This is a genomic window from Psychromonas antarctica, from assembly GCF_022267535.1.
Lineage (GTDB): Bacteria > Pseudomonadota > Gammaproteobacteria > Enterobacterales > Psychromonadaceae > Psychromonas > Psychromonas antarctica.
This window is the reverse complement of sequence record NZ_JAHNZV010000253.1, coordinates 1-1054: the sequence shown is the minus strand read 5'-3', so window position 1 is coordinate 1054 and position 1054 is coordinate 1. Positions and strand designations below refer to the sequence as shown.

The 1054-nt window shown below is 38.5% G+C and carries 1 protein-coding gene and 1 pseudogene; one reads left to right on the top strand and one right to left on the bottom strand.

Annotation, left to right across the window (positions count from 1 at the left end; translation table 11 throughout):
* The first annotated feature begins 84 nt into the window (after positions 1–84).
* The gene (locus KSO91_RS18005; protein WP_420830962.1) at positions 85–321 is read left to right on the top strand and encodes a PEP-CTERM sorting domain-containing protein; all 237 of its coding nucleotides are present in this window, start codon (positions 85–87) and stop codon (positions 319–321) included.
* Positions 322–554: 233 nt separating this feature from the next.
* Here KSO91_RS18005 and KSO91_RS17330 read toward each other — a convergent pair.
* Positions 555–926 (bottom strand): annotated as a pseudogene (locus KSO91_RS17330) (FAD-dependent oxidoreductase); the annotation flags it as partial.
* Between the last annotated feature and the right edge of the window lie 128 nt (positions 927–1054).

Sequence of the window (1054 nt, the reverse complement as noted above, 5' to 3'; positions counted from 1 at the left end):
TGTCTCTTGTTGTATTATCCTTTGTCTAGTTAACAAGTATTTTACCACAATGAGACATCAACCTCTTTAAAATCATCGAGTTATTTGGGTTTTATTGTTTGTTTTGAATCCCGAAACTTGAGTTATTTAATAAATTCAGTTTACATCTCAGGTGACGATAACCTTACTTTTGCGGTTGTTAATAGTGAAAACTTCGCTACAGGTGTTGTTTGGAAAGGTAGCGTTGATACTGTTGATGTCCCAGCGCCTAGCATTGTTTTCGTTTTAGGTCTTGGCCTTCTCGCTTTCGGATTTAAACAGCGCAAAAACACCAACTTTTAACGGCATGCCTTTTATTGAAAGGTATGCATAAAATGGTTCCTAGATTGGAACCATTTTTGTAGTTTTACAACAACCCATAAGATTTCATCAATATTTCTGTCGACAGAAAATCACAGGAAACATCTGTGAATGACTTCTGCATCATCCATAATGTCCTTTTTTTGCTAATTGAGGACATAGGAAAGTAATGAGATGCTTATAAAATCAGATAAATCAGATAAATCAGTAGATATTTACGCTAAAACGGCGATCTTCGCACTTGGAATGGGTGTGCGAATCAAGTGATCAAATGCACTTAAACTCGCTTTTGAGCCCTCGCCCATAGCAATAATGATTTGCTTATAAGGGACGGTCGTTACGTCTCCTGCTGCAAATACACCTACGAGTGAAGTTTCACCTTTGGCGTTTACCTCAATTTCACCGCGAGGTGACAAGGCAACACCGCTGTTTTTTAAGAAATCACTGTTTGGCAGTAAGCCTATTTGTACAAAGATTCCCGCAAGCACTAGCTGCTTTTCTTCACCGGTCGCGCGAGAAATATAATTAAGGGCGGTTACGCGTGTACCATCGCCCAATACTTCTGTTGTTTGCGCCCCTCTAATAATATCTTGGATTCAAATAATAAGTGCATAACTTGAATAGGTAGAAAAAACGGTCAGCTGAATATATGCTAATCGCTTTTTCTCCGGCAAGAGATGCAACAATGAAAACATATAAACAACTGACCTATGAA